Genomic DNA, 21255 nt, shown 5'->3' with positions numbered 1-21255 from the left:
CTCCTTGTTTTCTAAAATTGAACTCTTCTTAGCTTTTGCAAGAGATTTTTACTCAACAGGCGTTGATCAAATAATAGGAAAAGCGGTGCAGTCTTAAACACATTTTGTTCAGGAAGCGCCGTTTGGGTTGCCAGCACTTGAAGGGCATGTTTATTCGTATAGGCCTCCGTGTGATGGGTATAAAGACTTGAAACAAGATAAAGTTTTTCAGGTCTAGAATCCATTGTAAAATAGTTACCTGTATCTAAATACATCGGTAGTTCTTCAATCCCGGCCTTGAACTTATTCATCCTCTCAGAAAGATCGCCATTAACGGAAATATTTGAAAGCTCATCACCGCCGAGGAAGAAGTCGGTATTCCATGTTTCATCATTAAGATTTTTTCCACCATCGTGTTTGACTTCAAGGAAGGTAGCAAGTACTGGCACACCTGGAAGCATCAGGTAGTATTGCGTAAATTCGACACCCTTCCAGCCGGAGTGTTCTTTCATTTCGGTATGAATGGCGAGGCCACTCCAGTTGTTTCCATTAAGGTCTTGAAGCTCGATTGACTGTGTAGAATGTTTTTCCTTCATTAATGAGAAGGTGTTTAGGCTAGCTGGAACTGTTTTCATACCGCCAGCCCATGGATTCCACCAGCTTTTTGCTGTCTTATTCGGAAAAGAAGTATCTAGCCATTCTGAGTCGTTAACTCTAATCGAATATAGACCAGGATAGAAGTCAGGGGCCGATTTAATTTTTATAATGCCATTATTGACTTCATAGGTTGTCATCTCATTTTCCGTATTAAGAATCGTGACAGGCTCCTTTTGGCTAGGGACAAGGATTAATTCTTCCAAATGAGTATGATGGCTTTCAGATATAAATGTTCCTTCTATTATTGAGACTGGCTCAGCGTGAAGAATCTTACTGGAAAATGGATGCTCTGTGCGTTCATCATCACGTTTTAACTCGGTTTGGTAGTGTTCTTTTTCATTTACAAATAATTCTAATTGGCCATTTAAATAGCTGTTTCTGAACGTTTTTAAGGCAAGAGATAGCTCAGAGTCGGAGTCAACAATAAGTTTATCACTCTTGATGAAATTTTCTGAACCGACGTTAGCTTTATTGATCGTAACTGACTTGTTGGCGAACGCTTGGAATTCTTCCCATTCATTAAAGGCACCAACAGAAATGGTAATCATTTCTGACGACTTTTTAACTCCAGGTTCTAAATCTTCAAATCGGTCTTCAATGACAAATTGCCAGCCTTCCGGAGTAGCATTGTTCTTATTAGACCAAGTGACTCCGATTGGATACGGTGTATTTTCTGAGAAGTACCAATTCCCGGTAATACTAGTTGGCTTCAGGTCTCCAAATTCTAGAATCCGTTTTGCGTTGAATTGGACAATGCCAGCTTCTAATGGAAAATAAGAATCCACAAGCTCATGGAATAGGGAAGAGCTCATGTGTATATCCTCATGGACAACATTCCCAACGTTTTCAATACTAATCCACCTATGAACAATCCCATCACCAAATACCTGAAAGGTTTGAGTTAACTCTAAACCCTTTTTATCATTTGAATCTTGAACAATTTTAAAAAGGATGGCGCTATCATCAGTTTCCCAGGTAACCTGACTTGGTTTTATCTTTGAAAATTCATTTGAAAATGGCTTTCCTAATTTTGGCGGAAAAAGGGCAATAGGTTGATTTTTCAAGTTGTTTTTTGAAACAGTCATTAATAAATCCCGTTTCCTAACCTTTATTTGCGTTAAACCGTTGAAAGCAAACCAATGCTCTTTTGATTCACCTCCAAATTTTTCACCGAAGCCTTTAAAGGCTGCGCTGATTTGTTGTTGGAATGAAAGTAAGGTGTTATCCGCTTTTCTTGCAGTTAGATGGATGGTCCGATGATAAAAACCATATTTTAGGATCGTTAACGGAATGGTGATTGTTTTTCTTTGTCCTGCTTCTAATTCGACATAAATCGTATCCTGTTCTAACCTGACTAACTCGTTTTCCGGAAGTTGAATCGTAAAATCACAATGTTCTTTTAAGTTATTTTTTACTTCCAGTTGGATGGATGTGTTTTGATTTAGATAGCTAAGATTGCTGCTATATGTGGCAGTCAGTGTAGCCGGAGGAACCGGGAACACTCCTAACCGAAGTTCGCATTCCTGATCATTCACCCAAACAGTTACCGATAGATAAGGATGTGTCTTCCAATTGCTTGGTTCATCCCCGGGCTTAACAATAATCTGACCAGAGATCACAGCCTGATCTTCAACGGTTTGCTCCGTGTCAACGGCGTATTGGACTCGGGCGTCGCTTTTGCCAAAAGCTTTAAATGACATAGGCGCATCCGTTTTATTAATAAGCTTAATGTCAAATGTTCTACTTTCTTGTTCGATCATTTCATGTTCGCCTAGTTTAAGTTCCAAAAGAAATTCATCGGTTTCAATTAAGTTCATTCCACGACCGGTTCTTTCAAATTGTACTCTGGCAAACATGTTATCTTTTTGCCAACTATACTCATAATTAGTAAAGCCATTTTCTTTGTGTCCATCAGGCTTTACCTCGATTTGGCGCACGCTTGAGCTGTACCAGTCAAGATTCCTAAAGACCGATTTTAAAAGCGGTGTATTTAGAACGGTCGGGATAAAGTTCATTAAATGGGTGGAGTCATCACGATCCTCCCAAAAGAATCCGCATTTTTTATATAGCGGTACCGCTTTCGTGTTTCCTGGCCAAGTGTAGAGATCAAGGCGTGGCCAGCCAAGTTCAATGGTTTTTTCAAGTGCTTTTAATACAAGCATTTTTCCGATTTTTTTTCCGTGGTAATCCGAACGGACATTAAGGAGCGGGATGTAAAGGGAACCGGTATCCTCCTTGTATTCCGAAAGGCTGCAATAACCGACCACTTCTTCCCCGTCAATGGCAAGGTAAAGCTCGATATTCTCCGAGTGGGCTTCCTTCGTTTTGACTTGTTCTTCGGTCATGACGCGTGTATCACCGCCCCAACCGTCACGACTTAAATTCCACATCTTTGCAATTTCTTTTGCCAATCCCTCGTGGTATTGGACAACTTGGATTCCTTTTGTAGCTTGGGTCATAAAAAATTCTCCTCCAACTAGGTGACTAAGTCCCTTTTATTCGTGTTAAGTTGATTCTTTTGGTTATCCATTTCGCGCATCCTCCTTTAGGTAGTTTAGGAATGTTTTTCCATGCACTCCATTATTAATCGTAAAGCGAAAGGTGAAAGTTGTAAAGGAATTTGCAAATATCTTATAAACAGAATATTTTAAAAGTTTGTTGGAAAATATCTCTAGGTCATTTATACTATGAAGTGATATTCTATTAGATTGATTGGGGGAGAAATAATGAAAGACATACAATGGGGTTCACCAGCAAGCCTCGCTTGCCTAGGAGTATTTCTTGGAGGGCTAGGAATCTTCTTCTACGCCATCTGGAACACATTCCTCTAAAAACAAAAAACACTTTAACACATTAAAGCAAGTGGGGACTGTCCCCACTTGCTTTAAAGCGTTAAAGTGAGGGTTTTGGTTAGGGTGTTTGTGTTTCCTTTGAAGTAGAAGAAGTGAGGGGTGTTTTCGTCGTCAAAGATCATTAGGTATGCTTGGTCGTTTTTGGGCAGTACGATGACAACTTCGTCAACTAATTCGTTTATCCATTCGTTTTTAACTCTAATGGCTGGTTCTAACGGGATTCTAACCATATACCCAGACGTTGGGATCGGGTTTATTTTGACAAATATTCGGTTTATGCCATTAAGATAATCATTTGCGGCTTTTTGAAATGTAGGGCTATGGGGCACTGTTTGAATAACAGCGTCCTTTTGGACATCAAAAAGTTCAACAAATTTAACGGAATCACCATCTGATATAGATGGGTTCAAAAAGCTCATGATAAGTAATAAGACGATGAATTTATGAACCAAAATAATCACCAACCTTAATAGATAGTTTGTATTATTGACGAAGGATTATGATGGGTCTTTTTGGAACGGATAAAAAAACGGCTAGAGTTCATATTAGTGATGAAAGGGGCTAAAAATATGAGCGACTGGAATGAACAAGCAGCACCAAATAATAATCTAACTGCAGCGACAATCCAAACTTCAAAATTAGTTAGAAAAAAGGGGCAAACTACAACGGAATTTTCGACGGACCTGACTAAATCCCATTTCGAAGGAAGGCAAAATGGACGGTGAAGACTTAGCGAAACACTTAAAAAGTATGCAGCCAGGAATGTAAAAAGAGCCAGGTAAGCCCTAGCTCTTTTATTTCTTCACTAATTTAGATGGATTGTTAATTTTGTATGGAACAGAATCTTCCAGTAATAATGCCGCATCCTCAACATTCTTCCCTTTAGGCAAGCTTTTTTTGACGATTTTCCCATCGAATTCGAGCTGGTTCCCAGTCGCTAACTCAAATTTTTTTAAAGTTTTACTGTGAGCACACCAAGCAAGACCAACCTCTATTGGTTCATCACCTTCAATAACAACGTTATCTAGGACAACAACTTCATCGTTTTCTTCATTAAAATGGTTCCAGCTTAGGGCAAACTGTTTAACAATCCCCGTAAAATGGACTTTATCTTCAGGGAGCACAAGTTTCGTTTTACTTTCTTTTTTCCCTTTAAATGCTTTTGGTTTGGCCGTTTCTTTTGTCTCAGCGACAACTATTTCAGGCGAGTTTTCTATTGAAGTACTATGATCATTTAGAGCGTTTTCTTCTACCATTGTAGGTTCAGTGGTATTGTCGAGCGTTTCAGGGGCTAGTTGGACCGTAAGCTCTTTGCCGAAACTGGATGCTTGCATCTCTTTTAAGTATGCTGGATGGATACATGAAAGCATTCCATCAGGAAATTCAATCACTAAGGTATTAAATTCAGCGGAGGACCCAAATCGTTCATAACCAATAATTTTTACCATTCTCTGCTGAAATTTATCCTTATACCAAAATTCTTTTTTCGCGGAAAGTCCCCATTCTTTTAGTTTCTCTGCATAATGGGATTCGTTTTGAAAATGCTCATATTCACCTTTAGGTGGGATGTAACTCAAAAATTCGTTTAATGATAATTGGACCGTCATCTTCACACGCCCTTTCTTCTCTTATTTCTGTCATTAGTTTGCCAGTAAGCAGAATCAATTGCAACATTTCTACCCCTATATCTCAAAAATATAAAATGCATTCACTTTTGGGTAATAGGAAATTTTTAAAAGAGCCATACATTTATGATTTATGATAAAATGAAATAACGTAAAAATAACTGAATATATGAAGCTAAAGGTGATTAAAGATGGAAATCAAAAAAAATACGGGGTTACCGTTTCGCTTAAATATCCTTTTTTTAGTTGTGTTTATTTGTTTTAGTATTCTAGTCATAAAATTAGGAACCTTGCAAATAGTCAAAGGGGAGGATTTTCGAAAGGAGATTAGTAGAACAGAGAATCATATTATTCGAGAATCCGTTCCTAGGGGGAAAATATATGACCGGAATGGTCGAATTGTTGTTGATAACACGGGTAAAAACGCGATTTCCTATACGAAGTCTCAAGATACTAAGCAAAATGAAATTTTAGCAACGGCTAAAAAACTGGCAAAATTAATTACCGTAAAAGCAGACAAATTGACCGAACGAGATTTAAAAGATTTTTGGATTCTAACTCGTCCTGATGAAGCGAAAAAGAAGCTAACAAAAGCTGAGCTTAGCAACAAAAAGCTCTCGAATCAGGACCTATATAAGCTGCAATTGAAACGAATTAAGGAAAGTGAACTCTTAACTATTACACCTGCTGAAAGGGAAATAGCCGCGATCTATAGTAAAATGGCTGCAGGTTATGCTTTGACGACACAAATTGTAAAAAATGAAAATGTTACTCCTCAAGAAGTGGCTGTTGTCAGCGAAAACTTAGAGAATCTTCCTGGTGTTGATGTTTTTACAGATTGGCAAAGAATTTATCCAAATGGTGATACATTTCGCTCGATTTTAGGGAACATTACTTCAGATCAGGAAGGATTACCGGCTGATTTATTAGATTACTATCTATCAAGAGATTATAGTCGAAATGACCGCGTCGGAAAAAGTCAAATCGAATTGCAATACGAAGATGTGTTAAGTGGTCAAAAAGCGAAGACCGAATACGAAGTAGATTCTTCTGGCAAAGTGGAACAAGCAAAGGTGATCTCTGAAGGTCAACGTGGCAAAGATTTAGTTTTAACAATCGATTTAGAATTACAAAAACAAGTAGAAGATATTATTGAGAAACAGCTAGTGGATGGTAAAAAAAATGGCGGTGGACCATTCCTTGATCGTGCGTTCGTTGTCATGACCAATCCAAGAACAGGCGAAATCCTTTCTATGTCAGGTAAAAAATTAACATTTAAAGATGGTAAATATGAGGTTCAGGACTATGCATTAGGAACATTTACTTCGGCCTATGAAATGGGCTCGGTGGTGAAAGGGGCAACGGTTTTAACTGGATACCAGACTGGAGTCATTCAACCGAATACGTATATGGTTGACCAACCGATTCATCTTGCCAGCACACCTGTGAAAAGTTCATGGCGGACAATGGGAAGAATTAATGATTTAGAAGCTTTAAAACGGTCTTCCAATGTCTATATGTTTAAAACGGCAATCCGCTCTTTGGGCTCAGAGTATTATCATATGATGAAACTGCCTTTAAATTATAAAGCGTTTGACACCTATCGTTACTATTTCAATCAGTTTGGACTAGGTGTTAAAACAGGGATTGACTTACCTAATGAAGCTTCAGGACTTGCTCCAGGAAATAGTCCAAACTTCTTATTAGACTATGCAATCGGTCAGTATGATACTTATACACCGATGCAGTTGGCTCAATATGTCTCTACCATCGCTAATGACGGTTATCGTGCGAAATTGCAATTAGTTAGGGAAATTAGAGAACCAAATTTAGATAGTGAATTAGGGAAAATTGTCGACTCATTTGAACCAGCGATTTTAAATCGTGTCGATATGAAAGATGAGTATATTAAGAGGGTTCAAGAGGGCTTTAGACAGGTATATCAGGAGAGCGGCGGAACAGCGACCGGCTCTTTTGGCTATAGACCATATTCTGACTACAACCTTGCAGGAAAAACAGGTACTGCCCAATCCTTCTATTATGATTCAGAAACGAAAAAGCTCCATACTAATGAACCGACCTTCAATTTAACGTTAGTTGGATATGCACCATTTAATAATCCAGAGGTTGCTTTTTCAGTTGTGGTACCTTATGTAAAAACGGATAAACATCCAATTAGTAAATTAATTGGTCAAGATATTATCAAAGCTTATTTTGATTTAAAAAAACAGTCTGAGGCACAAGTAGAACAGCCTAAGGATGACCAGGTATCAACAACAGAAAATGGTCAGTGAAAAAAAGGTCAACTAGACAAAAAATCTGGTTGGCCTTTTATCTATATCCGTACTTTTTAAGGAGAGTCTAACTTTCGATTTCCTTTAACAAATCCGCTGAATCAATTCAATCGAGTTGTTTTTCGGTGAGTTGACAAGGGGGCTAACTTCATAGGTTTCCATTAGGCTTTCGTTTAGTGGTGCAAGTAAGGGATTCAATAATCGAGTATCAGTTATCGTAGGGTCTAACCAAACCTTTTCATCCTCCTGCCGTAAAATCACAGGCATTCGATTATGAATATCGCGAACTAACTCATTTGGTGCAGTCGTTATAACGGTACACGAAAAAACTGGCTTGCCGTCTGGTGCTACCCATTTTTCCCACAATCCCGCCATAGCAAAAGGTTCATCGGATCTTAATTTAATCCGCATCGGTGTTTTGGTTTGATCCCCATCCCGTTTCCATTCATAAAAACTGTCAGCAATAATTAAACAGCGTTTTCTTTGGTAGGCTGTTCGAAAGCTTGGTTTATCCATTAAGGTTTCCGACCGTGCATTAATCATTTTATGGCCGATAGACCTATCGGTAGCCCAAGGAGGAATGAGCCCCCAGCGCAAATAGCCCATCTTGTTGTGCCTACCATTATTGATAACTGCGATGACGGATTGAGAAGGGGCAACATTGTAACTTGGCAGGTAATTCTCTTGTTCAAGGAAAGATTCTATTTCAAACCGATCCAATAATTCATCAATCGTAACAGTCAACGTAAATCTACCGCACATAATTTCACCTCAAAATATTATTAACTAATTTTAGCAAAAAATGGGGCCAGTCTGCTATGATAGAAAATGGTAAAAATATGATATACCACGGAGGCAATATGAGGAAAATTTTAATCATCATTGGAATATTCGCCTTACTTCCATTAGTAGGATTTGGCATCTATTTTTTTGACCTTCTATATTACCAAGCCAAAACTGGCAGTGCTGAAAAGTCAGCATTATCGTATATGGAAAAAAAGTATAACGAGAAATTTGTAGTTGACTTGGCAGACTATTCAAAAGCTTTGGGGGATGATACAGGTTGGTTCACCATCGATGTCCATCCAGTTAAAAAACCGGAAATATCCATCCGTTTATCAGCCAATGAGAACTTTCAGATTGATCATGATGACTATAGTGAAATGAAGTGGCGAAATGATGCGATATTGGAATATCGAAAGTTACTGCAGCCATTTTTTCCGAACTTGGCCGATATGTATGTGAATCCAACTATCCCAGAAAGTATCAGAGATCAGTATGGATTAAGCGATACCTATCAAACCATTTTAAGTCATGCTTCTAATCAAGTTTCTGAATATGTTCATATCGTTACCTTCGCAAATTCGACTAAATTCACGGAAGAAGTGGAATGGGAAAAACTTTATGGGCTCTCTAGTGTCTTAATGCAAAGGCAGATCAAAGAATGGACGATTCAGCTTATCTATTACCCTGAAAAATTATTGAAAAATTTCCAATCCATGAAAGACCCTCACCAATTTGAAAATGAATATTGGCGCGACCGTCTTTTATTCTGTCGTTTCTCAAGCGATCAGGTGCATGACCTAAACAGTGCCTCAGGCATAGCGGAGTTTTGTCGAAAATAAATGGTAGAATACCAGTATGCTTGGACAGTAGTAGGTAAAGAGATTATTTTTTTACCTAAATAGTGGATAGTTCTCCTATCTTCGTCCAAAATAGGATATATTGAATGTATAAAGGGCGAATGAATGATGATTCGAACAATAGCGGTTACAACAGATTTGAAATTATTAACAAATATTCCTTTAGAGAGATTGTCCAAACCCGATATTCAATGGTATTGGGTTGATTTTGATGCACCGACAGACGATGAAGTTCAATTGTTGAAAACATTTTTCCATTTTCATCCATTGGCTATAGAGGATTGTTTACACTTGTTACAGAGGCCGAAACTAGATTATTATGATGGTTATGATTTTTTCGTTCTTCATAGAATGAATCCAAGCACGTTAGTTCCTGAGGAAATCGATATTTTCCTTGGACATAATTTTATTGTCAGCTTTCATCTTTTGCCTTCATTGGAGCTAGAAATGGTTCGCCAGAAATTAAATTCTGAAAAGGTAAGTGCCGAACAAGGCTCTAAGTATGTTTTTTATCACATCATGGATAAAATTGTCGATGAATATTTTCCGACCGTATATAAAATTGAAGACAATTTGAATGATTTAGAAACAAAGGATGCAGATGAAAATCTTATTGAAGAGGTATACGGAATTAGAAGCCAATTGCTGAAATTAAGACGAACGGTGTTTCCGATGCGGGAGCTCATGTATCGGATACTAAACTCTGAGAGACTAATCATTCCAAAAGAGGACCGCGTCTATTTTATGGACGTTTATGATCATTTATTAAAGCTTTCTGAGATGATTGAATCAAACCGTGAAATGACAGCGGACATTCGCGACAGTTATATTTCGATTAACTCCAATCGGATGAATGCCATCATGAAGACGTTAACGGTCATGACCTCAGTTTTTATACCATTAACTTTCATCGCGAGTATTTACGGAATGAATTTTAATTATATGCCAGAGTTGACTTATAAATGGGGTTATTTTGGAGTTCTAGTGGTAATGTTAATTGTCGGTACATCCATGATAATCTGGTTATGGAGAAAAGGGTGGTTCAAATGAATAAACACACTTGCTGGAGGTGGTTAATTGATGGGGAAAGTGATCGTATATACGACAAATGATTGCATTGAATGTACAATGGTGAAACGCGTTCTAACCGACGAAGGTATCCCCTTTGAATTAAGAAATATTTCACTTAATCCTGAATTTCAAAAAGATGTTGAGAAGTATGGTTTCTTAGGTGTCCCTGTTACGGTGTATGAGGGTAAAGCCGTTAAAGGTTTTACGAATGAATTAAAGGACTTAATGGAATTGGTAAAAGGACAGTAGTGATAAAAACGTGAAATGGATCGGCCGACAAGCCGTTTCATTTCACGTTTTTTATTTTTCATGAATAAATCATTATTACTGCTTTTTTGTTTCGGCTGGTGTAAAATGTTTCTCATAGGAAACTTTTCTGAGTTAGGGCATATTATACTTTTAATGAAATAAAATAGATTGATTCTAAAGGGGTAGGTATGGATGGCCGAAAATTTATTACTTGCATTTGGATTAACTTTATTTGCCGGCCTTGCAACAGGAATTGGCAGTGTGCTTGCTTTTTTTACATCAAGAACAAATACGAAATTTTTATCGATTAGCTTAGGTTTTTCCGCAGGTGTTATGATTTACGTTTCGATGATAGAAATTTTCTTTAAAGCGAAGGTCGCTTTAGTTGATTCCCTTGGGAATGTAGCTGGAAACTGGTTGACTGTTGGTGGATTTTTCGCAGGCATGTTGTTAATTGCCTCTATTGATAAATTTATTCCGAAACAAGGCAATCCGCATGAGCTAAAAAAAGTAGAAGATATGAAGGGTTTGGGAACAGGAGGAAAAGAACCTGACCTTCTGAAAATGGGAATGTTTACTGCATTAGCGATTGGGATTCATAATTTTCCCGAGGGAATTGCCACTTTTACTGCGGCGTTAACAGATCCTGGACTTGGTATTGCTATCGCTGTGGCGATTGCGATTCACAATATTCCAGAAGGAATTGCTGTATCTGTCCCTGTCTACTTTGCCACTGGAGACAAGAAAAAGGCGTTCAAACTTTCTTTTCTATCAGGTTTATCTGAACCGATTGGTGCACTTGTTGCTTGGCTTTTCTTAATGCCGTTTTTAAACGATGTCATGTTTGGAATCATTTTTGCAGCCGTTGCTGGAATCATGGTATTCATTTCTCTTGATGAACTTTTACCAGCAGCCAAAAAGTACGATGAAGCCCATTTATCGATCTACGGGTTAATTGGTGGAATGGCTGTTATGGCGATTAGCTTGCTTTTATTTATTTAATGTTTGCGAAGTGGGTGATACCTTAGAGATGGTATCATCCATTTTTATTAGGTTGCTAGCAACTTTAGAAAAGAGATAAAATAGATTATGAGATTAAACTAATTAAAATAATATATAAAAGAGGAGGGAATAGCATGTCATTTACATTTATCCATGCCGCCGATATTCATCTTGATAGCCCGCTCTCTGGTTTGGAGCAATACGATGGTGCTCCTGCAGAGAAGATTCGTAGTGCTACTCGTGATGCCTTTAAAAATCTAGTTGATGTGGCCATTGAAAAAAAGGTCGCATTTGTGATAATTGCCGGGGATCTGTACGACGGTGATTGGAAGGACTATAATTCTGGGTTGTTTTTTGCGAATCAAATGGTACGACTGCAAAAAGAACAAATCAAAGTGTTCCTCATCCGTGGCAATCATGATGCTGCAAGCTTAATTACAAGAGAACTGAAACTTCCGAATAATGTCTTCGAATTATCTACCAAGCAACCCGAATCATATTTTCTAGAGGAACTAGGTGTGGCGATACATGGACAAGGCTTTGCTACCCGCTCTGTAGAGGATAACCTGGTCAAAAACTATCCAAATCGAAAAGAGGGATACCTGAATATCGGAATTCTTCATACTAGTGCGACAGGAAGGGAAGGGCATGAAAATTATGCTCCATGCTCGATTGAAGACATGAAGGAAAAAGGATATGACTACTGGGCTTTAGGACATATTCACCTTCGTGAATTACTACATGAACAGGATCCTATAGTACTATTTCCAGGCAATATTCAAGGACGACACATCAAGGAAACTGGGGATAAAGGCTGTACGTTAGTTACTGTTAGGGATGGTATGATTCAAAGTCTTTCCCATCTTTCCCTAGATGTTTTGCGCTGGCAGATTTGTGAAGTGGATGCGCAAATGGCGAATAGTATAGATGAATTATTGGATTATTCCCGTGAAGCACTCCAACAAATTTACCGAGCAGCAGAAGGTAGGTTTTTAGCAGTAAGGTTTAACATTCAAGGAGCTACAAAAATTCACCAAGAGCTAATCGTCAATAAGGACCATTTCGTTAATAATATTCGAGCCCTTTCAAGCGAGGTAGGCATGGGAGATATCTGGGTCGAAAAAGTAAAAATAGAAACTACAAGACTGATAAATATTGAAGAATTAAAAGAGCAACATACCCCAATTGCAATAATATTAGATTTTATTGAAAAGGTAGAAACGGACGAAGAATTGTTATCGGAGCTTTTAGAAGAATTTGAAGATATTGGACAAGTTTTGCCAGTAGAATTAAAAAATAAAGAGGATGGCTTTCATTTCCGTGACAAGAAACTAATTAAACAGCGACTAGCTGAAGTAGAAGATTTAATTTTATATTATTTAACGAGAGCTGAGGTGAATAGTTAATGCGATTTGATTTCCTAAATTTACGAGCGGTTGGTCACTTTACCGATTATGAAATAACCTTTGATCAAGCCAAAAATTTTCATCTTATTTATGGTCCGAATGAAGCGGGTAAAAGTACTTCTTTAAGGTCAATTACCCATTTCTTGTACGGATTCCCAACCCAAACGGGGGATTCCTTTCTCCATGGAAATAGCAAATTGCGAATTGAAGGGAAATTAAGAAATTTAAATGGCGATATCCTTCATTACACTCGTCGTAAAGGGCGTACCAATACGGTCCTTGATGAGAACGGGAATGCTATGAAAGAAGAACTTGTAACCCATTTTTTAAACGGTATATCCGAAAATCAATTTCTTAATATGTTTGCGTTGGATCATGTCCGCTTACGTGAAGGTGGCGAGGCCTTACTTCAAAGTGGTGGAAATTTAGGTGAAAGTCTTTTCTCAGCAGCATCCGGTATTACCTTATTAAGCAAAGTGTTTGAGAATTTAGAGAAGAAATCTGGGGAAATCTACAAGAAAAAGGCATCTAATCCAGCGTTAAATAAATTAATTAAAGAAGAACGGGACTTGGCTAAGAAGATTTCCCAATATCAACTAAAACTTCAGAATTGGAAAGACCTTGAAGAAACATATGAACAAGGCAAAAAGGATATTGAACGTTTACTGAGTGACCTTAAGAAATTAAGAAGTGAGCAGGAAAAGTTGAATCGAATGAAGTTAACTCTTCCCAAAATTGCTATGCTAAAGGATGTTCAAAATAGATTAATTGATCTAGCGGATGTGCCAAATTTGACAGATCATTTCCAAGAACTTCGGAAAACAGCGCAGCAAAACCTTGAGGAATCAATATGGAAAAAGAAAAAAGCGGAAGAGGAAATGAGGGATTTAGATAGGAATTTAAAGGAAATATCCCTTCCAACTGGCGTATTAGAGCAGGAATCCTCCATTGACCGTTTATATCGTGAGCTTCAATCATATGAAAATGTATCTGAACAAATTCCCAAATTATTCGGTGAAAAAAATCAGCTAGAGGCACAGGTTTTATCCTTTTTAAAGGAAATGAACTATGGCACTGATTTAGGTACAATCGAATATTTCCGTTTGTCTGCTGAAAAGAAAGACACCATTCGGTCACTTCTTAAACAATTGCCATTACTTGAGCAAGCACTGTCCAGTTTAAAACAAGAAAAGGCTGAAAACGGTGAGCAATTAGAGAAAATTCAAGCAGAGTTCGATCGTTTGACAGAGATACCTAATATTCATGAATTAGAATTGATGATCAATATAGTAAAAAAAGCGGGAGCAATGGATGATAAAATCAAATTACTTCGTCAAGAATGTGCACAGAAGGAACAGTTTTTGATAGAGGAAATAAATCGCCTGCCACAATGGGAAGGTAATTTTCAACAGTTAATGGAGCTCCATGTTCCAGTATTGATAGAGACGATTAAAAAATACGAAACAGAAATGAGTCAACTCCATGCCAAGTTGCAAAGGATTTCTGAACTAAAAAGAAGTCAGCTCGAGGCAATAGAAAATTCCGAAGCAAGAATTCGGGAGCTTGAATCATTATCAGAAATCCCTTCTGAGGATAACTTAAAAATGGTGCGAAACCATCGAAATAAAGGTTGGCAACTAATTCGTTCCAAATTATCTGGAAATCACCATGAAAATAATGATGAATATACAAATGGTAAAGCACTTGAAACGGTTTACGAAGAAAGTGTTGGTCTTGCTGATACGATTGCTGATAAAATGCGGATTGAATCGGCTAAGGTTGGTGAAAAAAATAAGTTAATGGCGGATATACGCAATGCAGAAATAAAGTTTCAAGAGCTGGATCTCGAAGAAAGGTCTACAGAAAATGAATTGGCCAATTTGGATGTAGCATGGATGGAGCTATGGAAACCAACCTCAATCAAGCCTCTTTCGCCAGTGGAAATGAAAGAATGGCTAGGTATGTACCAGCAAATGCGAGTAAGTGCAGCGGAGTTAAAAAATAAACAATTGTTATTAGGTGAACTGGAAGAAAGTAGGCAGAATTACTATCAATCCCTTAAAACGGCGTTGTTACCATTTATTAGTCTTTCTGAAAGTTTAAATTTGGACGAGCTGTTAATCCTCGCTGAAAAGTATCAAAAGCAAGTTCAAGAATCAATGTTTAAACGGAGAAACATAGAGGAAGGATTGGCAGAAAAAAGAAAAAAGGATAGGCAAATGGAAGGGAAGATTCTTGAAGCTCAAGAAAGGCTTATTCGCTGGAAAGCCAATTGGTCAGAAGTGATTCAAGGTACTACTTTCTCGGAAAATACTTCTCCTGAAGTGGTAGAAAACTTATTGGCGAAGTTTGAAATAGGAATCGCTTCGTACGATGCACTGACCTTTAAGTTGAAGGAACAAACAACAGCTACTAATTTAATGGCTATGTTTGAAGAGAGAGCAAAAAGCGTGCTAGAAAATACCAATTTAATGTTGGAATCCGATAATATTGTGTATATCGTAAAACAATTATATAAGATATTACAGCAAGCCAAGAAGGATAGCCAAACAATTAATAATATACAAACCCAATTGAAGAAGCTCCAACAAAACATTAAGGAATTTACCCATGAAATTGACAGTGCTGAGGAAACGATAAGTAATTTAATGAAGCAACTGGATTGTCAAACAATCGAAGAATTAATCGATACAGAAAATGATTATAATTTGAAGAAAACCTATGAAGCTAGTGTTGCAAACTTAGAGGAAGAATTACTGTTACTGGGGAATGGCCTGTCATTACAAGAACTACTAGCTGAATCGAAAGAAATAGAGCTAGATTCAATTGAAGGAGATTTAGCAGAAATTAAGCGAAAGTTACAAGATCTCGAAACCAGCCGGTCCCATTTAGAGCAAGAGCATGGAGGTGTAAAAAAAGAGTACGAGGAAGTTATCCTAGGTGCAAACACATCATCGGTTCTTGCTCTGCAAGAGAAAGAGAGCGTACTAGCCCAATTAGCTCATTTGACAGAACAATATATCGGGTTAAAACTAGCAGCATCCCTGTTGCACAGAGGAATTGAGCATTATCGAAATCAAAATCAAGATCCGATATTACAGCGAGCAAGTGAACTTTTTGGACGATTAACACTCGGATCATTTTCCCGATTAATGGTTGATTATGATGAAAAAGATCAGCCGGTTTTAATGGGTATTCGCCATAATGGCGAAAAGGTTCCAATGGAAGGTATGAGTGACGGTACGACAGATCAATTGTATTTAGCGTTACGGATTGCTAGTATTGAAAAATATACCAATGAAAATGAACCACTGCCGTTTATTGTAGATGACATTCTTGTTCACTTTGACGATTTGCGTTCAAAAGAGACATTAAAAATAATACTAGAATTATCGGAGAAGACGCAGGTTATTTTCTTTACCCATCATGCCAGACTTGTAGATATTATGACTGATATTGCGTTAGATCATGATTACCAATCGATAGAATTGGTAACCCAAAGCTCGGTCTTAGTATAATAAATAATAATACTATCTCTATAGTAATATAAAAAACACCTTCAGTTTTTGGAACTGAAGGTGTTTTTTCTTGAGGTTTACGAAGTATTCTGCAAAAAGGAATTGCCATACTTTTAATAATTATTCACCAATTTAGGCGAAAAACTCTAACAGTAAAGAAGAATTTTTCATTTATCGAATTAGGATTTGTTTAGAAAAAATACATATTTCTTGATTGGCGTTGTTAACTTTTTTCAAAATATTAGCTTTCTATTAGTGGTTTAAAGACAGGGACGGGAAGGACAAGTTTAGTAGGATTTTCAAGCCATCCCCCAAGAATATGTGGTGATATCTATACCATTGTAAGATTTAATGGGATAACTTAATTTCGATTTTGGTTAAAAAAGATATCACGAAATCTGTAATCCAAAGTCCAGTTAGGATTTTACGATTACCCTAGGTCCATTTGTCAATGAAAATATTTTCTAAATTTTTAAAAAATTGTATTGTCAAGACAACGGAAAGAATTTATATTATTGCTAAGATTCAAAAAAGTAAGAAAATATAAAAAATGGTAGGAGTGGGGTCAAGATGGTAAGAAAAAAGGTTTTATCTCTTTTTGCAACTGCTACTCTAGCAGTAGGTTTACTGGCAGCCTGCAGCGGCGGTGGAGAAAAGACATCCACTGATGGAAAAAAGGATGGAGGAGGAAGCAATGTCATTAAAGTTGCTACGCAATCTCCACTATCTGGAGGAAGTGCGACGCTAGGTGAAGCTATTAAGCTTGGAGCCCAACTAGCTTTGGAAGAGCAGAAGGACAAATTTAAGGATTTAGGCTTTGATCTCCAACTTGTTCCTTACGATGATCAAGGAGATCCGAAAAAGGGTGTTGCCAATGCAGAGTTACTAGGAGCTGATAAAGCAATAGTGGCTGTGGTTGGACATCTAAATTCAGGGGTTGCGATACCATCTTCTGTTACTTATGAAAAGTATAGTATCCCAATGGTATCTCCGGCTAATACAGCAACAGAAGTAACGGACCGCGGATTAAAAGCGGTAAACCGGATCTGTGCAAGAGATGACTTCCAAGGACCTGCAGGTGCTGAATTTGCCGTCAAAACACTAGGAGCAAAGAAAATCTTTGTTGTTCAAGACAAAACAGCTTATGGTACTGGTTTAGCTGAAGCCTTTAAGGCAGCGGCTGAAGGGTTTGGCGCTGAAATTGTCGGCTTTGAAGGTATTACAGTTGGTGAAAAAGACTATAACGGTGTACTAAACCAAGTGGTTGCACAGAAACCAGATTTAGTGTACTTCGGTGGCTTATATTCTGAGGGTGGATTACTCATTAAACAAGGCCGTGAGAAGGGGATTGATGTTCCGTTTATGGGCGGAGACGGTTTAGATTCCTCGACATTAGTTGAAATCGCCGGCGATGCGGTGAAGAACGTATTCATCACTTCTGTTGCAGGGGACACAATGGCAACTCAAGCAGGTCAAGACTTCGCTGCAAAATATAAACAGAAATATAATAAAAACGTAGAATCCTATTCTGCATATGGTTACGATTCCATGGGTGTTGTGCTGAAAGGAATCGAGGATGCAATCAATGGTAATGATGGAAAGCTTCCTTCTCGTGAGCAGGTAAGAGATGCAGTTCGTGGAGTGACAGATTTCCAAGGTGTTGTAACGACTGTTTCATTTGATGAAAAAGGAGATAACAAAAACGCTCAAGTTTTCATTTATGAATTTGATCAAGCGGCTTATCCTCCAAAACAAAATTCAGTTATCAGCAAAAATTAATTTAGCAAAAAAGAGGGTATGGCAAAGTCATACCCTCTTTTTAAAAAGTAAGGAAGGTGCACTTCATGCTGACAGAAGTACTACACACGTTACCGCAAGTATTAATTGATGGATTAGCACTTGGTGCCATTTATGCAATTGTTGCTCTAGGTTATACGATGGTTTACGGTATTTTAGAGCTAATCAATTTCGCCCATGGTGAAATTTTTATGACAGGTGCTTTTATCGGGACAGCCATTTTAATTACTTTTACTGGTTTGGGTTGGATGGCCGTTATGCCTGCATTACTTGCCCTAATTCTTGTGCTTGTGATTACTTCACTTTTAACCGGTTTTATTGGGATGGGAATCGAAAGAGTAGCTTATCGCCCCCTACGAAAAGCACCAAAATTAATTACCTTGATTACAGCGATTGGGGTATCGTTTTTACTCCAGGATCTTGTTCGTTTCATTACTGAGGTAAAACGCGGCAACTATATTTTAACTGGGCCAAGCATGTTTACTAATCGGGTTGAAGTCAAAGCCTCCTCGATTTTATCTGTTTTTAATGATGCCTCATTTAAACAATCCATTCTTATTGTTTTTGTCGTGGCAGTTCTGATGATGATTACACTTGACTTTTTTATTAATAAAACAAAATGGGGTACAGCGATGCGGGCAGTAGCCCAGGATCGCGATACTGCTGCTCTAATGGGGGTCAATGTTAACAAGGTCATTGGTCTCGTATTTTTCATTGGATCCTCTTTAGGGGGAGCAACTGGTGTTTTATTTGCGATTCAATACGGGACAATTGATCCATATATTGGATTCATTTTAGGATTGAAAGCCTTTACAGCAGCAGTATTGGGTGGAATTGGAAATATCAGGGGAGCGATGTTTGGAGGAATGTTATTAGGTGTTCTCGAAATGTTTGCCTCTGCGAATTTAACGATATTATCCAATGGTGTATTTGGTGCAGAGTATAAAGACGTGTTTGCCTTTGCGATATTAATTCTTGTGTTACTTTTTAAACCTGAGGGCATCTTTGGTAGAGCCGTAACGGAGAAAGTGTAGGTGACGATAATGAAATTCATGAGGAATTTATGGAGTAAAAACAGATTACTAACAAAGTATTTCGATAAAGTCAAAAATAATAAATTAGCCCAGGGTTCATTGATTGCTGCCTATATACTTGTCACTACACTCAGTCTTTATTTTTCCCAAAAGTCGGTCATTGCCTTCTTGTTATTGTTAGCCTCTTTATTATTACTGCATTTCACTAAACTGGGAATGAAGCTGAAATGGGGTGTGGCAGGTTTAGTTTTAGTCGTATTACTACCGGTATCAGCTAGTCAAGGGGTTGCTTATCAATCCTATATGGAAGTAGGTACCTTAGTCGGGATTTATGTCGCTATGGCATTAGGGCTTAATATAGTCGTTGGTTTAGCTGGTCTACTCGATTTAGGATTTGTCGCATTTTTTGCAGTTGGTGCTTACACCTATAGTATTTTCGCAACGGCACAGGCTGGGAAATTCCTAAGTTTCGGGACATTTCCACTAGGCGGCGAAAGTTTCTGGATATTTATTTTATTAGGAGGATTTGTCGCAGCTATTTTTGGGATTCTTTTGGGAATACCGGTATTACGAGTAAAGGGTGACTATTTAGCCATCGTAACGTTAGGGTTCGGTGAAATTATTCGTATTGTTTTTAATAATTTGGACAGACCTGTTAACATTACGAATGGTGCGATGGGGATTTCTTCCATCACTCCGCCTAAACTGTTTGGATTTACCTTCACGTTCCCTAGCCAGTTTTATTATATTTCGTTATTCATATTAATTTTAGTTATTTTTGTGGTGAAGCGTTTAGAGTATTCAAAAATTGGCCGCTCTTGGAAGGCTGTACGTGAAAATGAAATTGCTGCGCAATCGATGGGAATTCATCTTGTACGGACAAAGTTAATGGCTTTTGCTGTTGGTGCATCATTTTCAGGAATGATGGGTGTTGTTTTCGCCGCGAAGCAGACCTTTGTTGATCCTACAAGCTTTACCTTGTTAGAATCCATAACGATATTGGTAATGGTTATATTAGGTGGAATGGGTTCTGTTCCTGGGGTTATTTTAGGAGCAGCGATAATGACGATTTTGAATATGCAGGTTTTGACAGAGCTGACCAACTGGTTAAATCAGCTAAGCTTGAATGGCGTCGTTCAAATTCCTGATGCGTTATCACCTTCCAAAATGCAACGCTTGATTTTCGGGGGTATATTAATTTTATTTGCCCTTTATCGACCACAGGGTCTGATACCGGCGAAGAATCCTACCTTCGATGCAGAGAAGTTGAAGGCAGGACAAACGCCAAATGAACCTGAAATTCAAAACGTTGGCCTTCAGAAGGAGAGTGCGGGTTATGTCAATCTTGACAGTTAAAAACTTAACAAAACGGTTTGACGGACTTGTCGCGAACCAGGATATTACATTTGATGTTGATAAGGGATCAATAACGGCTGTGATAGGACCTAATGGTGCAGGTAAAACGACTTTTTTTAATATGGTAACAGGTGTGTATAAACCAACGGAGGGTTCCATTCTATTAGATAATAATTCGATCGTTGGTTTAAAACCGCATGCGATCTCACGAAAAGGAATTGCCCGAACCTTCCAAAACATTCGCTTATTCGGGAATATTTCAGTATTAGAAAATGTTATGGTCGGGTTGCATAACCAATTAAAGGTTGGTCTTCTTGGAATTATTCTTAATTTGCCATCTAGTAAAAAAGTAGAAAGGGCTGCTCAAGAAGAGGCCTATCGGTTATTGGAATACGTAGGTCTCGCTGAATTTCTTAACGAACAAGCCCAGAACCTCTCTTATGGGGCTCAACGGCGATTAGAGATTGCTAGGGCACTTGCCACTAAGCCAAGGATTTTATTATTAGACGAACCGGCAGCAGGTATGAATCCTCGTGAAACAAAAGAACTTACTGATCTCATTTTTAAAATGAGAGAAGAATTAAATCTTACGATTATCTTAATCGAGCATGATATGAAACTAGTGATGGAAATATCGGAGCATATCATCGTCTTGGATCATGGTGAGAAAATCGCTGAAGGTACTCCGGAAGATATTCGTCATAATCCAAAAGTGATTGAAGCGTACTTAGGTAGTGGTGCTGCTTCGACAGTTTCGTAAGGAGGGGATAAG

The 21255-nt window shown here is 38.1% G+C and carries 16 protein-coding genes; 12 read left to right on the top strand and 4 right to left on the bottom strand.

The window, feature by feature from the left end; genetic code table 11:
• Window positions 1-11: 11 nt before the first annotated feature.
• Both ACX9YW_RS08750 and ACX9YW_RS08745 read right to left on the bottom strand, forming a co-directional pair.
• Window positions 12-3095: a GNAT family N-acetyltransferase gene (locus ACX9YW_RS08750; RefSeq protein WP_460344936.1), complete on the bottom strand. Its 3084-nt coding sequence runs from the start codon at window positions 3093-3095 to the stop codon at window positions 12-14.
• A 425-nt stretch (window positions 3096-3520) separates the two neighbouring features.
• Window positions 3521-3940, bottom strand: coding sequence for a hypothetical protein (locus ACX9YW_RS08745; protein WP_460344933.1), 420 nt, complete (start codon window positions 3938-3940; stop codon window positions 3521-3523).
• 117 nt (window positions 3941-4057) lie between these two features.
• Between ACX9YW_RS08745 and ACX9YW_RS08740 the strand changes: the two genes are divergently transcribed.
• Window positions 4058-4213, top strand: a complete 156-nt coding sequence (locus ACX9YW_RS08740; protein ID WP_460344930.1) for a hypothetical protein — start codon at window positions 4058-4060, stop codon at window positions 4211-4213.
• Window positions 4214-4282: 69 nt separating this feature from the next.
• On the opposite strand, the gene ACX9YW_RS08735 is transcribed toward ACX9YW_RS08740, so the two are convergent.
• Window positions 4283-5095: a hypothetical protein gene (locus tag ACX9YW_RS08735; RefSeq protein ID WP_460344927.1), complete on the bottom strand. Its 813-nt coding sequence runs from the start codon at window positions 5093-5095 to the stop codon at window positions 4283-4285.
• A 209-nt stretch (window positions 5096-5304) separates the two neighbouring features.
• Here ACX9YW_RS08735 and ACX9YW_RS08730 point away from each other — a divergent pair, with 209 nt between their 5' ends.
• Entirely contained in the window at window positions 5305-7407 is a 2103-nt protein-coding gene (locus ACX9YW_RS08730) for a peptidoglycan D,D-transpeptidase FtsI family protein (protein WP_460344924.1), read from the top strand.
• 84 nt (window positions 7408-7491) lie between these two features.
• Here ACX9YW_RS08730 and ACX9YW_RS08725 read toward each other — a convergent pair whose 3' ends face one another.
• On the bottom strand, window positions 7492-8169 hold the full coding sequence (locus ACX9YW_RS08725) for an SOS response-associated peptidase (RefSeq protein WP_460344921.1): 678 nt from the start codon (window positions 8167-8169) through the stop codon (window positions 7492-7494).
• Between the two features lie 98 nt (window positions 8170-8267).
• Here ACX9YW_RS08725 and ACX9YW_RS08720 point away from each other — a divergent pair, with 98 nt between their 5' ends.
• The 10 genes from ACX9YW_RS08720 to ACX9YW_RS08675 all read left to right on the top strand — a co-directional run bounded on the left by ACX9YW_RS08720 (window position 8268) and on the right by ACX9YW_RS08675 (window position 21243).
• The gene (locus ACX9YW_RS08720) at window positions 8268-9032 is read left to right on the top strand and encodes a nucleoside-diphosphate kinase (RefSeq protein WP_460344918.1); all 765 of its coding nucleotides are present in this window, start codon (window positions 8268-8270) and stop codon (window positions 9030-9032) included.
• Between the two features lie 126 nt (window positions 9033-9158).
• A complete protein-coding gene (gene corA, locus ACX9YW_RS08715; RefSeq protein WP_460345241.1) occupies window positions 9159-10100 on the top strand; it encodes a magnesium/cobalt transporter CorA in 942 nt (313 codons plus the stop codon).
• 30 nt (window positions 10101-10130) lie between these two features.
• Window positions 10131-10370, top strand: coding sequence for a glutaredoxin family protein (locus ACX9YW_RS08710; protein ID WP_460344915.1), 240 nt, complete (start codon window positions 10131-10133; stop codon window positions 10368-10370).
• A 192-nt stretch (window positions 10371-10562) separates the two neighbouring features.
• Complete coding sequence (zupT, locus tag ACX9YW_RS08705) at window positions 10563-11372, top strand: zinc transporter ZupT (protein WP_460344912.1); 810 nt, start codon at window positions 10563-10565, stop codon at window positions 11370-11372.
• A 134-nt stretch (window positions 11373-11506) separates the two neighbouring features.
• Window positions 11507-12778 carry a metallophosphoesterase family protein gene (locus ACX9YW_RS08700; RefSeq protein ID WP_460344909.1) on the top strand — a complete coding sequence of 424 codons (1272 nt, stop codon included), beginning with the start codon at window positions 11507-11509 and terminating at the stop codon, window positions 12776-12778.
• Window positions 12778-16296 (top strand): AAA family ATPase, encoded by a 3519-nt coding sequence (locus ACX9YW_RS08695; RefSeq protein ID WP_460344906.1) that lies wholly within the window; start codon window positions 12778-12780, stop codon window positions 16294-16296. The genes ACX9YW_RS08700 and ACX9YW_RS08695 overlap by 1 nt, the downstream gene beginning before the upstream one ends.
• A 570-nt stretch (window positions 16297-16866) precedes the next feature.
• Entirely contained in the window at window positions 16867-18075 is a 1209-nt protein-coding gene (locus tag ACX9YW_RS08690; protein WP_460344903.1) for a branched-chain amino acid ABC transporter substrate-binding protein, read from the top strand.
• 65 nt (window positions 18076-18140) lie between these two features.
• Window positions 18141-19127 (top strand): branched-chain amino acid ABC transporter permease, encoded by a 987-nt coding sequence (locus ACX9YW_RS08685; protein ID WP_460344900.1) that lies wholly within the window; start codon window positions 18141-18143, stop codon window positions 19125-19127.
• An 18-nt stretch (window positions 19128-19145) separates the two neighbouring features.
• A complete protein-coding gene (locus ACX9YW_RS08680; RefSeq protein ID WP_460345238.1) occupies window positions 19146-20483 on the top strand; it encodes a branched-chain amino acid ABC transporter permease in 1338 nt (445 codons plus the stop codon).
• Window positions 20464-21243, top strand: a complete 780-nt coding sequence (locus ACX9YW_RS08675) for an ABC transporter ATP-binding protein (protein WP_460344897.1) — start codon at window positions 20464-20466, stop codon at window positions 21241-21243. Before ACX9YW_RS08680 ends, ACX9YW_RS08675 begins: the two co-directional genes overlap by 20 nt.
• The last annotated feature ends 12 nt before the right edge of the window (window positions 21244-21255 follow it).

This window comes from Pseudoneobacillus rhizolycopersici, assembly GCF_054786815.1.
Note: the sequence above shows the minus strand (reverse complement) of the source record. Positions and strands in the feature narration are given on the sequence as shown.